Origin of the sequence: Bradyrhizobium paxllaeri (assembly GCF_001693515.2) — a bacterium.
In the GTDB taxonomy this organism is placed as follows: domain Bacteria; phylum Pseudomonadota; class Alphaproteobacteria; order Rhizobiales; family Xanthobacteraceae; genus Bradyrhizobium; species Bradyrhizobium paxllaeri.
Genome location: NZ_CP042968.1, coordinates 4,036,078 through 4,049,060, shown reverse-complemented (window position 1 = coordinate 4,049,060; position 12,983 = coordinate 4,036,078). Strand labels below are relative to the sequence as shown.

14 protein-coding genes are annotated in these 12,983 nt (G+C 63.2%); 6 read left to right on the top strand and 8 right to left on the bottom strand.

The genetic code is table 11. The features are described 5' to 3' along the window. The first annotated feature begins 58 nt into the window (after positions 1–58). The gene (locus LMTR21_RS19365) at positions 59–763 is read left to right on the top strand and encodes a DJ-1/PfpI family protein (protein WP_065753999.1); all 705 of its coding nucleotides are present in this window, start codon (positions 59–61) and stop codon (positions 761–763) included. A 491-nt stretch (positions 764–1,254) separates the two neighbouring features. Here LMTR21_RS19365 and LMTR21_RS19360 read toward each other — a convergent pair whose 3' ends face one another. The 3 genes from LMTR21_RS19360 to LMTR21_RS19350 all read right to left on the bottom strand — a co-directional run bounded on the left by LMTR21_RS19360 (position 1,255) and on the right by LMTR21_RS19350 (position 2,943). After that, on the bottom strand, positions 1,255–1,950 hold the full coding sequence (locus LMTR21_RS19360; protein ID WP_065753980.1) for a hypothetical protein: 696 nt from the start codon (positions 1,948–1,950) through the stop codon (positions 1,255–1,257). 65 nt (positions 1,951–2,015) lie between these two features. Next, positions 2,016–2,459, bottom strand: a complete 444-nt coding sequence (locus LMTR21_RS19355) for a MarR family winged helix-turn-helix transcriptional regulator (protein ID WP_065753981.1) — start codon at positions 2,457–2,459, stop codon at positions 2,016–2,018. A 73-nt stretch (positions 2,460–2,532) separates the two neighbouring features. Further along, complete coding sequence (locus tag LMTR21_RS19350) at positions 2,533–2,943, bottom strand: NADH:ubiquinone oxidoreductase subunit NDUFA12 (RefSeq protein ID WP_065753982.1); 411 nt, start codon at positions 2,941–2,943, stop codon at positions 2,533–2,535. Positions 2,944–3,209: 266 nt separating this feature from the next. Here LMTR21_RS19350 and LMTR21_RS19345 point away from each other — a divergent pair, with 266 nt between their 5' ends. Then, positions 3,210–3,875: a BA14K family protein gene (locus tag LMTR21_RS19345; protein ID WP_148635983.1), complete on the top strand. Its 666-nt coding sequence runs from the start codon at positions 3,210–3,212 to the stop codon at positions 3,873–3,875. A 60-nt stretch (positions 3,876–3,935) separates the two neighbouring features. On the opposite strand, the gene LMTR21_RS19340 is transcribed toward LMTR21_RS19345, so the two are convergent. Beyond that, positions 3,936–4,826 (bottom strand): DMT family transporter, encoded by an 891-nt coding sequence (locus tag LMTR21_RS19340; protein ID WP_065753984.1) that lies wholly within the window; start codon positions 4,824–4,826, stop codon positions 3,936–3,938. 175 nt (positions 4,827–5,001) lie between these two features. Here LMTR21_RS19340 and LMTR21_RS19335 point away from each other — a divergent pair, with 175 nt between their 5' ends. The 3 genes from LMTR21_RS19335 to LMTR21_RS19325 all read left to right on the top strand — a co-directional run bounded on the left by LMTR21_RS19335 (position 5,002) and on the right by LMTR21_RS19325 (position 8,089). Beyond that, positions 5,002–5,406 (top strand): response regulator, encoded by a 405-nt coding sequence (locus LMTR21_RS19335; protein ID WP_065754000.1) that lies wholly within the window; start codon positions 5,002–5,004, stop codon positions 5,404–5,406. Between the two features lie 18 nt (positions 5,407–5,424). After that, complete coding sequence (locus LMTR21_RS19330; protein ID WP_065753985.1) at positions 5,425–7,659, top strand: CHASE3 domain-containing protein; 2,235 nt, start codon at positions 5,425–5,427, stop codon at positions 7,657–7,659. Positions 7,660–7,756: 97 nt separating this feature from the next. Next, positions 7,757–8,089 (top strand): HNH endonuclease, encoded by a 333-nt coding sequence (locus LMTR21_RS19325; RefSeq protein WP_065753986.1) that lies wholly within the window; start codon positions 7,757–7,759, stop codon positions 8,087–8,089. Positions 8,090–8,485: 396 nt separating this feature from the next. On the opposite strand, the gene LMTR21_RS19320 is transcribed toward LMTR21_RS19325, so the two are convergent. The 3 genes from LMTR21_RS19320 to LMTR21_RS19310 form a co-directional block, all read right to left on the bottom strand. Next, on the bottom strand, positions 8,486–8,767 hold the full coding sequence (locus LMTR21_RS19320) for a helix-turn-helix domain-containing protein (RefSeq protein ID WP_065753988.1): 282 nt from the start codon (positions 8,765–8,767) through the stop codon (positions 8,486–8,488). Further along, a complete protein-coding gene (locus tag LMTR21_RS19315) occupies positions 8,764–9,021 on the bottom strand; it encodes a type II toxin-antitoxin system RelE/ParE family toxin (protein WP_347339182.1) in 258 nt (85 codons plus the stop codon). The genes LMTR21_RS19320 and LMTR21_RS19315 overlap by 4 nt, the downstream gene beginning before the upstream one ends. 183 nt (positions 9,022–9,204) lie before the next feature. After that, positions 9,205–10,269, bottom strand: coding sequence for a ketopantoate reductase family protein (locus tag LMTR21_RS19310; RefSeq protein WP_065753990.1), 1,065 nt, complete (start codon positions 10,267–10,269; stop codon positions 9,205–9,207). A 311-nt stretch (positions 10,270–10,580) separates the two neighbouring features. On the opposite strand from LMTR21_RS19310, the gene LMTR21_RS19305 reads away from it, so the two are divergent. Then, positions 10,581–11,726, top strand: a complete 1,146-nt coding sequence (locus LMTR21_RS19305) for an IS4 family transposase (protein WP_148635931.1) — start codon at positions 10,581–10,583, stop codon at positions 11,724–11,726. Between the two features lie 67 nt (positions 11,727–11,793). On the opposite strand, the gene LMTR21_RS19300 is transcribed toward LMTR21_RS19305, so the two are convergent. Further along, complete coding sequence (locus LMTR21_RS19300) at positions 11,794–12,693, bottom strand: DMT family transporter (protein ID WP_065756753.1); 900 nt, start codon at positions 12,691–12,693, stop codon at positions 11,794–11,796. Between the last annotated feature and the right edge of the window lie 290 nt (positions 12,694–12,983).

Here is a 12,983-nt window from a genome sequence, read left to right as displayed (position 1 = left end):
GACGTGAGGCGACCATGTCAGGATGGCTTCCGTCAAGCCAAATTTTCCGGAGGTCACGATGTCCGCCCCATCCCCGACACCCACGCCGCTGCAGATCGGTCTCGTGCTGTTCCCACGCGTCACCCAGCTCGACTTCACCGGCCCCTTGCAGGTGTTTTCCAGCCTGCCCGGTGCGAAAGTGCATTTGATCTGGAAGCGGATCGAGCCGGTGACGAGCGATTCCGTGCTGACGCTGACGCCGACCACGACCTTCGCCGATTGCCCGCAGCTCGACGTCATCTGCGTGCCCGGCGGGTTCGGCACCGACGACATGATCAACGACGAGGAGATGCTGGCCTTCCTGCGCCGGCAGGCGCCCGGCGCCAAATACATCACCTCGGTCTGCACGGGCTCGCTGGTGCTTGGCGCCGCCGGCCTGCTCAAAGGCTACCGCGCGGCGACGCACTGGACGGCGATGGATTTCCTTTCCGCGTTCGGGGCGATCCCGACCAAGACGCGGGTCTGCGTCGACCGCAACCGCGTCACCGGCGGCGGCGTCACCGCGGGCATCGATTTCGCGCTAACGCTGGTCTCGCTGCTGCACGACCAGCGGACGGCAGAGGCGATCCAGCTCCGCCTCGAATACAACCCGGCGCCGCCGTTCAATTCCGGCTCACCCGACACCGCGCCGCCGGAAGTCCTCGCCATCATGAAGGACAGGATTGCGCCAGCGCAAATCCGCCGCGGCGAGATGATCGAGCGCGCCGCCGCGCGGCTGGGGTGACCTGGAAGATTGTCGCGTCCCGGACGCGGCGCGGCACCGTCAGCGCATTCACGCGCGTCTTCGACACGCTATGTGAGGCGACGCAGAGCCGGGCCCCTCGGCGTGCAGGTCCCGGCTCTACGGTGCACCGCTGAAGAGCGCTGCACCGCGTCCGGGACACGGATCCGGAATACGAAACAGAAAAAGGCCGCCTGGTTGCCCAGACGGCCTTTCCTTTCCTACGGCAGCCACACATTAGCGGGCGATTTCAGGACTTCTGCACCGGGGGCCTATCTCCCAGCCGTGTCCTACTCGGTGGCCGCTGCTAGCCGGGACAGTCGCGATCTGGAGCCCGACACCGACGCGATGGTTTCCCATCTCCGTAAGATGGATTCATTAAGCCGCACCAACGCGGAGAGCACAACATCGCTGCGATGGTTGTACCCGCTGATCCCGCTATCCACAGTCGAAGCTGATCTACGAAAGGAACACGTGCAGTGCAGCGCCGGGCGTCAGGCCGGCACGCGCTGACTGCCCTGCGCCAGCTTCGCAAAGATAATGCCGTGCACGATCAAATACATCGGCACCAACACGGTCGGGATCAGCGACCACGGCAGCACCTGCACCGCCTCCGAGCCATCGCCGGCGTGGATCATCTGCAGCGGCGAGCCATTCGCCGAAATGACGCCGAGCATGATCGCGGCCACAAGATCGAGCATGCCGAATGCATTCCAGGTCCAGACCAGCGCCCTGCCTTGGCTACGTAGCGCGAGCCAGGCCACGGGCAAAGCCAACACGCCGGTGATGATATCGCCCCAACCAGCCGAGGTTGGAAATGGTCCGCCAAGCCGGCCTTCGGCCGCCAGAAGCAGGAAGAATCCTCCCCCCACACGCCAGATGTTCAGGCCGATCAGGAACGGCATCGGCATCCCCAGCAGCGTCGCCCGCACCGATGGCGAGATCCACGCCGCCACGGCCGTCGCGATCAGCGGCAGCGTGATGACCGTACCGATCGTCGGCGGCCCCAGCGGATTTGACCCGAGGAACAGGTTCGCGCCGGCGAGCGCGGCGGCCAGACCGGTCCACAGACCGGCACCGAGCGAAAGGGCGATACGCTGTGACGTGCTGATCGGAATCGCGCCGGTGAGCGCATTGATGCTGACGATGATCGCGGCAACGAGCACGATGGTTCCGATGAAGTCGAGCATGACATCTCTCCTTTACGTGTAGTTACACCTATCGTGATAAACGAAGCGGTGGCCGAAGCCCCGCCTCATCCCAAATTCCGGGAATCCAGCAGCTTCAGCGCAGCCTGGCCGTCAGCGCCGAGCAGCTTGCCGATATGCGCCTGCGCCTTCGACCAGAACGGAAAGCTGCGGCGCACCACGCTCCTGCCCTGCCCGGTGATGCCGATCATTCGCGCGCGCGGGTCATCGCCGGGCTTGATCGAAATCCACCTTTGCTGCTCGAGCACCGTGAGATTTCGCGTCAGCGTCGTGCGTTCCATGCCGAGAATGCCGGCGAGCTTGCCGATCGGCATCTCCCCTCGCAGCATCAACTGCGACAGGATGGTGAACTGGGTGACCCGAATTCCGGATTCCTGCATGTAGGAATCGTACAGCCGCGTGATCTTTCGCGCGGCCTGCCGCGACGCCAGACAGAAGCAGCCGGCGGCGGCCATATAGTCAGCGGCATCAGGGTCGTTCGGCTGCTTCATAAGATGAGTGTATCTACACCTATCTCCAGCAGCAAAGACTCCCGAAGGTGTTCCCGCTAAAATAAACGTGAAGTCAGTTTCCCGGAGTCCAGGCTTGGTAGTCGCCGGTCGCCTTGGGGCGGCGGCCGCTGACCAGTGTCGAGCCGGAGGGACGATAGGCCGCGGGCGTGCCGGTCAGGTTCGGCTGATGCGGCTTTTCCCATTCGCGCGGCGTGTAGCCGGTTTCGGTCGGCGGGGTATCGACAACGTGGTGCAACCAGCCGTGCCATGACGGCGGCACCCGGCTCGCCTCGGCATAGCCATTATAGATCACCCAGCGCCGCTCGAAGCCGAGCGTCGGATCGATCTTGCGGTCCTTGGTGCGGTAGTAGCGGTTGCCCTGCTCGTCCTCGCCGACCAGCTCGCCGAATCGCCACGTCCACAATTGCGTGCCGAACGTCTGGCCACTCCACCAGGTGAAAAACTTCAGCAAAAACTGCTTCATGGGGGCTCGGCCGGTTCGAGAAAATGTGCCGTTCTGATGCCATCGGCGGGGCCGATTGTCCAGACAAAGGCGGAGATTCCAGCCTTGCGGAGGCGGTTTTGCCAAGCCCGATTGTATCAGCCGATGGTCGCGGTATCGGCGCAATCCGTTCATCCCTGGTACAGTTCCGCTGCCACAGGCTGGGTCCGCGCGCAATCCATGCGCGGGTTCGGGAACGTACGCCTCTTGAACGGGTTGGGGCCTATATCCCGGAAATGGAGCCTACAATGATCAGTCTGAAAGTTTTGAGTACTGCGGCAGCGATAGCGCTTACTTTGCCGATGATCGCAAGCTTTAGCGCCGCTCAGGCGCAGGGCATGGGCGCTCGTGGTGGTGGCGGCGGCGGCGGCGGTGCAGCTATCGGTGGCGGCGGTGGCGGTGGCGGTGCAGCTATCGGCGGTGGTGGCGGTCGAGGTGGCGGCGGTGGCGCGGCAATCGGCGGTGGCGGCATGAGCGGTGGCGGCATTAGAGGTGGCGGCATGGCCGTTGCACCCGGTGGTGGTGGTGGCGGCGGTTTCAGAGGTGGCCCCGTTGCCAGCACGGACGGTCGCGGAATGGGCGGCATTGGCCGACCTGGCGTAGTCAGGCCTGGCATCGGAGGGGGTTCCGTCGCGGGCGGCGGCTGGCATGGCGGTCGTCACCACCATCATCACCGCCACGGCTTCTGGCCGGGCTTTGCGATTGGTGCCGGCATTGGGTCGGCCTACGGCTACTACGGCAACTCTTATTATTACGATGACCCATACTACTATGACGACACCGTGGTCGCTGCGGCCCCCCCGGCCGGCGATGATGCCGTGGCGTATTGCATGCGCAGGTACAAATCCTACGATCCGGCGTCAGGCACGTATCTTGGCTATGACGGCCAACGGCACCCCTGCCCGGCGCAATAGCACGACAGCGTGAGTTCAAAGGGCGGCACATTACGGTGTGCCGTCCTTTTCGTTCCAGAATTACGAGCGCAGCGCCACCGCGACACCGCCGAGCGTGAACACCAGCGCGGCGATTTCGCGCAGACCGAGTGGCTCGCGCAGCATCGCCGCCGCTGCAAGCACGCCGATGACGGGAACCAGCAAGGTTCCGATCGAGGCCGTTGCCGCCGGCAGCCGTTCCAGTGCGGCAAACCAGCACACGTAACACAGGCAGAACTGGATCAGCGTCATATAGACCAGCGACGCCCAGCCCACCGATGACAGATCAGCCAGCTGCGGCTGCTCGACTGCGAGGCCGACGATCGCGATCGGCAGGCAGCCGAGCCCGATCTGCCAGGCGGCCAGCGACAGCGGAGGCATCGCCAGCGGGAAATGCTTGGTCAAGACGGTGCCGAGCCCGACGCAGACCGCGCCTGCCAGCGCGAACGCAATGCCCGGCAATTTCTCGACGCTGGCCTCGATGCCATGACCGCCGATCAGCACGGCGATGCCGGCGAGCGCGACCGTCAGCGCGATAGCACGAAGCGGCGACAGCCGCTCACCCAGGATCGGCCACGCAAGAAACGCCACCCAGACCGGGATCGATATGCCGAGCACCGCCGCCTCGCTGGCGTTGAGCCACAACAGCGCCAGCCCCATGAACGCGACCCAGCCGCCGATCGTCAGCGTCGACACCAGCAGGAGCCGCAGCCACATCGACCGCGACACGGTCAGTTTTTGCCGCCGCGCGAGCGCAAACAGCGCCAGCGCCGCGGCGCCGACGATGCCGCACAGGCCGCGCGAGGACAGCGGCGGCCATTCGCTCAGCAAATGTTTCATAATCGGGAAGTTGAGCCCCCACCCGACCGACGTGACCGCAAGCAGGATGAGCCCGAGCGGCGAAAGCCGTCCCGAAAGATTGATCGGCGGCATGGCTGGCTTAGATCCGGAACCGGGATTGCATTTGTTCTTGTTCTGACGTGCGAAACGGAATTGCTCTCGACAACTTTTATGTGCACTCTACCATACAGACGACCTGTCGGCGTTTCGACTTAATCGTCGTATGGGATGTGCGCCTGGCCGCCGCCCGAGGGAAGAAGGAATCATCGTGCCGCGCGTTCTCGTGGTCGATGACGACCCGATGGTATGCGTTGCCATCGAGGTCTGTCTGACGCGCAAGGGTTTCGAGGTCACCGTTGCCGACGGCGGTGAAGCCGGAATGCGCGCCCTCGAATCCGACGATTTCGACGTCATGCTGGTCGACGTGTTCATGCCGCATATGCGCGGCTTCGAATCGATTCGAATGTTTCATGAGCGCAGACCGGGCGTGCCCGTCATCGCGATGTCGGGCTACGCTTTCGCCAACGCCGAACGCGCGCCGGATTTCCTGCGAATGACCCTCGAGCTCGGCGCGGCATGCTGCCTGCGCAAGCCGTTCACGCCGGACGCGCTGTTGACCTCGGTCAATCAATGCCTCACCAAACCGAAAGCTTCCGCGCAGCACTCAGAATAATGAAGTAAGCAACTCGCAATGCCCTCGCAGCGTATCATTCTTGGAATTGGCCTCGCCATCCTCCTCGTTATCGGCGCTGCCTCGATCGGTCTGGATCTCAAGTCGCGGTCCGATGCGGCCTCGGTCGACCGCGCGCTCGGAATCCTTAGCAAGCTCTCCGACATGCGCCCGCTGCTGCGCAGCGCGGAAAGCGCGGCGCGCGCATTCGCGCTTACCGGCGATGAGAAATTCGCCAGGGAATACCGCGAGGCCAGTGACGCCATCCTGGCGGCGCTGCCGCCACTGATCGAGGCGGTCAAGGACAATCCCACCGAAAAGCAGTTGATCGAACAGACCAAGGCGCTGCTCGAGCGCCAGATTGCCGTCAATGGCGAGTTGATCAGGCTTCGGAATGCGGGAGACAGCGCCGCTGTCGCTGATCTCGTCGGCCAGGAAGATCGCGAGGCGACGGCGGCGATCGCTGGAAACCTTGCAAAGGCGGTGGCGGAAGAGCGCCGGCTGCTTTTCGCCAGACGTGTCGAATCCGACATCAACGGCAGGTTACTGCTGGCGATCGATCTCGCCGGCGTAGCGCTAATACTGGTGCTTGCCACCGTCCTGACGGTGTCGACCCGCCGCTCGCGCCAGGAACTGCAGGATTCGCTGAGTGCCAGCAAGGCCAACAACGAGGTGCTGGAGGCCGCGGTCGCCGAGCGCACCGAGCATCTGGTTGCCGCGCACGACGAACTCCGCCTTTCGGCCGCAATCCTGCGCAGCACGTTTCATAGCATGGCGGAGGCGGTGCTCGTCATCGACACCAAGGGCGAGGTCTTGCTCTCCAATCCTGCCGCCGAGAAGATGCTGCGCTTTCGCCCCGGCATGACGGTCGAGTTGCTGCGCTCGCTCAGCACGGTTTTTCAAGCAGATGGCGTCACACCGCTGCCGGTCCAGGATATGCCCGCCTCGCGCGCGCTGCGCGGCGAAGCGTTCGACGCCAGCGAAATCGTGGTGCGCCCGGTCAGCGGCAATCCGCCGGCTCATCTCGTGATCAGCGGCCGGCCGTTGCGCGATGCCTCCGGCGCCATCAGCGGCGCTGCGCTGGTCTATCATGACATTACGGGGTCGCGCGAAACCGAGCACAAGCTTTTGCAATCGCAGAAGCTCGACGCCATCGGCAAGCTCACCGGCGGCGTCGCCCACGACTTCAACAACATGCTGACCGTGATCACCGGCACTACCGAAACGCTGGTCGCTAGCCTCAAGCATGAGCCGGCGCTGCAGAAGACCGCCGAACTGATCGACCAGGCAGCGGAACGCTGCAGCGAATTGATCCAGCATCTGCTCGCCTTCGCCCGCCGCCAGCCGCTGCAGCCGCGCAATGTCGACATCAACGCCACCGTGCTCGACATCGCAAAACTGCTGCGCCCGACGCTCGGCGAGCAGATCGAGGTCAACTCGATCCTCGAGCAGGAAATGGCGAGCGCCCATATCGACGCCTCGCAACTCGCCAACTCCCTGCTCAACATGGCGATCAACGCGCGCGATGCGATGCCGAACGGCGGCAAGCTGTTGCTGGAGACGCGCAACGTCGTGCTCGACGAGGCGTATGCGCAAGGAAATCCGGGCGTGAAGCCCGGCCCCTATGTGATGCTCGCGGTCAGCGACACCGGCGCCGGCATGCCGCAGGACGTGCTGGACAAGGTGTTCGAGCCGTTCTTCACCACCAAGGAGGTCGGCAAGGGCTCGGGCCTCGGGCTGAGCATGGTCTACGGCTTCGTCAAGCAATCGGGCGGGCACATCCGCATCTACAGCGAGATCGGGCACGGCACCACGATCAAGCTCTATCTGCCTCCTGCCCGCGGCCAGGTCGAGGCCGCACCGGCTGCGGCGCCGCCGCTGCCGCACGGCAACGAGACCATCATGGTGGTGGAAGACGACGCGCTGGTCCGCAACTTCGTCACCGCGCAATTGCAGAGTCTCGGCTACCGCACGGTGGCCGCCGCCAACGGGCCGGCAGCGATGAACCTGATCGAAGACGGCCAGGCATTCGACCTGCTGTTCACCGACGTCATCATGCCCGGCAGCATGACCGGCCGCGAACTGGCGGACAAGGTGTTGAAGCTCCGCCCCGGCATCAAGGTGCTGTATACATCCGGCTATACCGACAACGCGATCGTGCACCAGGGCCGGCTTGATGCCGGCGTGCTGCTGCTGACGAAACCTTACCGGAAGTCGCAACTGGCGAACATGATCCGCCGGGCGTTGTCGGGATGAACAAGCCTCTCCCCTGCGGCGTCGTTTTCGACACCGGCTTGATATATGAAAAGGATGAGACGCTGGACGAAATGATTCGCGGGAAGAGCCAAGGCTGATGGCCGACGTGATCTACAAGCGCTGCTATTTCGATTGGGGCGGACGCTGCGCCTACTGCGATGTTGTACTCTCCCGGCAAAAGACGGGCGGCAAGGTGAAGGCCAGCATCGACCATTTCATCCCGCTCTCAAAGGGAGGTCAGAACGGCCGGAGCAACCGCGTGCTGTCCTGCTACCCCTGCAACCTCGCCAAGAACGACACCGATCCGCGCGAGACCAATCAGTGGCCCCACGTCGAACAGCGGCTTGCCCAGATCGCCGCGTCGCCGATTATCAGTCACGGGAAGCTTAGACTGCTTATTCCCGAACTGGAGAAGCAGCTTGTCGGCTAGGGGGATGAGCCGTCCGCGAGAGCCGCGCTGATTGTCCCCATGGGCCCCCGTACAGTTGGGGTCAAGCTCTTGAGAAGAGAGAAATCAAGCTTGAAATGCTTCGCTAGCGGCTCCGTTCGATCTGCATATTTTAAGTCGGAGTCGATAGCTTGCCGGACCGTTTCACGAACGTAGACTTCCATGATCGTGGAAAGTCTCATGGGTACGAAATCGGTGAAGTCTTCCGCCCGTCTTTCGTGCGCGTTCCACGCCCCTGCTAGGTCATCGACGCGCCCTAGGAGTTCAGCGCCGACCCTCGATCGACCTCTTCTTCGCTTCCATGCGATGATCTGATATGTGGCAGTACGTTTTGTCATTTTGGATATTGTCCAATCCGTCCCGCAGACAAATGACGCGTCAAGCCGCCGACAGCCGCACGTGAAACTTACTACCGGTTGCTTCAGCATAGCGCAGCAGTGTCTTCGTGCTCGGTAACGTTTGACCGCTTTCAAGTCGTGCGATCGTGGATTGGCTGGTCCTCATCCGGGCAGCCAGTTCGGCTTGCGAGAGACCCGCGCGCAGGCGAGCCCTGAGCAACTCGGCGGCAATTTCGAACTCTGGAGCGAGCGCCTCGTACTCCGCCTTCACCTTCGGATTGGTCAAGAGACGAGCTTTGATCTTTTCAAACGGAATTGTCATCTGACCTCCTTTGCTCGCTGCAGCGCGAGCTCGATCTCCGAGCGTGGGGTCTTTTGAGTTTTCTTTGCAAATGCGCGAACTATGACCACCCTTCGGCCGATCGCCGTGACATAAAGCGCGCGAGCAATTCCGTCACGACCTGTCAGCCGCAACTCCCATAGCTTCCCTTCGAGATGTTTGACGTGCGGCTCGCTCAGGCTTTCTAGCCCAGCTAAGCTGATGCGTTCTGCTAGTCGCAGAAACCGCGCCTGCATGTCACTCGGAAGGGAAGCGATTTCCGCAGCGACCGATTCGTTCAGGATTTCTACCCGCCAAGCCACGAGCGACCATATCTCATTTTTGAGATATGGTCAAGACGAGCCTCACGGCCAGGCCTTCAATGCTCGGTGCCCATGTTTAGTCGTGGCACGCCATTTTGAACCGCGCCTACGCGCGCCTCACTGCGCGCCCGAGCCGCCCGCGACGATCTTCTCGTTCAGCTTCTGATCGACGATCTCGACCGTGCGGTCGATCTCGGCGCTGGGGGCGCCGAGCTGATGCGAGATCAGCTTCACGAGCAGGTCGACGCGCTCGATGAACGGCGCGCCCGCGGCGACCGCACGCGCTGCCGATGACGGCTTGAGCAGGCTCTCGGCCGCCTTGGCATATTTCGCGAACGGCACCTGATCGGCGGGGTCGGCGCCGAGCCGGCGGGCGATGCCGTCGACATGGTCGTAGATCGACTGCGACAGTTTCAGATCGCCATGCACGGCGTCGCGGATCGCCTGCGGCTCGGTCGGCGTGATGCAGCGGTAGTTGCCGGTCAGGAGCATCGACCATTTGGCGAGCGGCACGAACAGCGAAGAGAACACCTTGAGCTTCACCGGAACGTCGTGGCCGTCGAGCGTCACCGCATCGATGTCGGCTTCCAGCTCGCGCAACAACTTGTTGTGCTGCTCGTCGGCAAAGGCGGCGGCCTTGAAGTTGGTGGGCAGGCCGACATGCAGCACGTTTGCCGCCTCTTCCGGCGGACGGAAGGCCTGCGGATCGGGCGAGCACAGCGACACCAGCCCGGGCTCGAAGCGTTCCCACACCTGCGCGTTGGTATAGGCCTCCTCCAGGTCCATATCCGCCAGCGCCGGAATGCGCTTCAGATACGGCAGCGGCGGCATGTTCATGATCGACAGGCAAGGCAGCTTCGCCGCGGCGATCTTGACCATCAGCACCCGGATCGTGTGGTTGGTGTATTGCGGCTCCTGCATCGCAAGGCCGACCAGGTCGTAGCGTGAAAGGTTGACCTCGGCGGGCGTGGTCGCGTCCAGCTTGCCGGGAAGATTGCGCGAGAAGATCGCGCGATGCACCGCCTCGTCGCGCAGCTTGATGCGAACCTCGGTACCGTCGCGGTTGATGAGCTCGGCCGTCTTCTTCCGGCAGACCAGGGTCACGTTGTGACCGGCCATCAACAGCTTCGTCGCCAGCAAGGAGCCGTAGGAAGCCCCCAGGATCAAAATGTTGCGCGCCATACTCTCTCTTTCACGGATAAAGCCAGGCCGTCCGGCCTGGCACCCATTATGCCAGAACTTTCCGCCCCGATGCCTACTGCAAACCGGCAGCCATTACAATCGGATAGGAAGGGCGCTGGCTTCCCCTTCCGTCATGGCCGGGCTTGTCCCGGCCATCCACGTCTTCACTTCCGGCTGCTAAGCAAAGACGTGGATGCCCGGGACGAGCCCACGGCTGTCCGGTTTAATTTTTGTAGACAAGGCGCATGGCGTTGATTCTTCTGTGCTCCAAGCGTTTGGCGACGTTTTGGGACACGGAGAAAGATCAAGCCATGCTGCATCAGAATAGCGTATTCCACGGACTTCTAAAGCACGTTCCATGGCATCGGTTCGACAGGCTTGTGGAGGAGCATGGAGCCGATGCGCGGGTGCGCCGGTTGTCGACCAAGAGCCAGTTGGTGGCGCTGCTTTATGGTCAGCTTTCGGGGGCGGCGAGCTTGCGCGAGATCGTGGCAGGACTTTCGAGCCATGCTGTGCGGCTCTACCATGTGGGCGCGGCACCGGTTCAACGATCGACCTTCTCGGATGCGAACGCGCAGCGGCCTGCCGCCGTGTTCACCGAACTGTTGGCGATAATGATGAAGCAGGCGCATCGCGGGCTGCGTCGCAAGCTTGCCGAGACGACCTACCTGATCGATGCCACGAGCGTGCGCTTGAACGAACACAGCGCCGGCTGGGCGCGGTTCTCGGCGGGGGTCTGCGGTGCCAAAGTGCACGTAATTTACGACGCCGACGCGGATCGCCCAATCTATGCCGCGGTCACTCCGGCCAACGTCAACGACATCACCATGGCCCAGCAAATGCCGATCGAGCCGGGCGCCACTTATGTCTTCGATCTCGGTTATTACGACTATGCCTGGTGGGCCGCGCTCGATGCCGCCGGCTGCCGGATCGTCAGCCGCTTCAAATCCAACACGCCGCTCGACGTGGTGGAGGAACTGCCCGTCATCCCGGACGGCAACATCCTCTCCGACCGCATCGGCTTCCTTCCCGCACGCCAGGCCAAGAGCCGCTGCAATCCAATGCAGGATGCGGTACGCGAGGTCCGCATCATGACCGATACCGGAAAGATGCTGCGTATCTTGTCGAATGATCTCGATGCCAGCGCACAAGAGATCGCTGATCTCTATCGTCGACGCTGGGCCATCGAGTTGTTCTTCCGCTGGATCAAGCAGACCCTCAAGATCACTCGCTTCGTCGGCACATCCGAGAATGCCATACGCATCCAGATTGCGGTCGCGCTCATCGCCTTCCTGCTGCTGCGCCTGGCCCAGGCTGCACAGAAAGCCGTTCCAAGCCCAACCGTCTTCAGCAGGCTGGTCCGGGCCAACCTCATGCACCGCCGATCGATCGACAAGCTGCTCGAACCATCGCCAATCGTCCAAGATCAGCGGCAGATGAGCCTAAGTCTATGCTAAAACTAAACCGGACAGCCGTGGGACGAGCCCGGGCATGACGATACCGACAGACCTTGCTTTTTGGCGCCTACGACCGCGTCGCCAGCACGACGCCGGCAAGCGTAAACACCAGCGCCACGATCTGGATCAGCCCGAGCGGCTCGCCGAGCGCGATCGCGGACGCCACGACGCCGATCACCGGCACTGCCATGGTGCCGATCGCGGCCACCGAGGCCGGCAGGCGGGCGAGCGCGGCGAACCAGCTCACATAGGCGATGCAGAACTGGATCACGGTCGAATAGACCAGCAGCCACCAGCCGAGCGGCGTCACCTTCTCGATATCAGTGGTCTCGACCGCGAGGCCGATGACAACGATCGGCAAGCAGCCGAGCCCGATCTGCCAGGCCGCGGCCGGGATCGGCGGCAGCGGCACCGGCAGCTTCTTCGCCAGCACCGTGCCGAGCGCAAAGCCGAACGCGCCGGCGAGCGCCATCACGATGCCCGGCAGTTTTTCCGCGGTGGCCGTAATGCCGTTGCCGCCCATGATGGCGGAGAGCCCTGCGAACGCCATCACCAGCGCGACCGTGCGCAGCACCGTCGGCCGCTCGCCGAGCACCGGCCACGCCAGCAGCGAGGCCCAGACCGGCATGGTGTAGGCGATCAGCGCCGTCTCGCTCGCCGGCAGCCAGAGCAGCGCCAGCCCCATCAGGACCATCCACCCCGTGACGTTAAGCAGCGACAAGAGCATCAGCCGCAGCCACAAATGCCGCTCGACCCTTAGGCTCTGCGAACGTGCGAGCGCCAGCACGGCCAGCAGCGCCGCGCCGATGACGCCGGTGGAACCGCGCAAGGTCAGCGGCGGCAATTCGCTCAACAGATACTTTGTGACGGGCCAGTTGAACCCCCAGCCCACCGAGGTGATGGCGAGGAACATCAGGCCTGCGGGCGCGATCCGCGAGGGCGTGCTGGTCGGTTTTGATTCTGTCATGGAGCCCGGCAGGGGATGGAATCGGCCTTCACCTTGCCGCTTATCCGGGCGTCCGACCACGGATGCGCGGACATGCCAGACCTCCCCTGCCCGTAGCCTTACGTGAGTCTCGCCAGCGCAACCCCGAACGGCGAATAAATACCTGCCCTGTGAACAGCGGGACGAAGGCGATTTCCACACGGGGAAGAACAAATTTTTTGGTTGGGAATCCCTGAGGACTCACTGATACTTGGCCCTATCACAGGCGCGGCACCGACCCTGTTTTCCCGATCTTTCCACCATATTTAGTA